Source organism: Bartonella sp. AA86SXKL (genome assembly GCF_042196885.1).
Window position 1 is genome coordinate 311 of sequence record NZ_JBHIRE010000517.1, and the last position, 278, is coordinate 588.

At 39.6% G+C, this 278-nt stretch carries 1 protein-coding gene; it reads left to right on the top strand.

Annotation, left to right across the window (positions count from 1 at the left end; translation table 11 throughout):
• A partial coding sequence (locus tag ACFIO5_RS13005; RefSeq protein WP_375705634.1) for a porin occupies positions 1-278 on the top strand: 278 nt, incomplete at both ends.

Here is a 278-nt window from a genome sequence, read left to right on the forward strand (position 1 = left end):
GACGACTTCTGTTATCGCTTTGATTTCAGCTTCTGCAGCACAAGCTGCTGATGTTATCGTTCCTCATGAAGTAGCGCCAACAGTTATTAGTGCGCCTGCTTTTTCTTGGACAGGTTTCTATATTGGTGGTCAAGTTGGGAATTTTTCGAGTAAGGTTGAAATAACTGATCCGAATAAAAAAGATAAACTTTTCAGTAAAGATGATACACCTAAGCCTTCAGGCTTCATGGGTGGTATTTATGCAGGTTCCAACATGGATCTTGGAAATAATATGATTC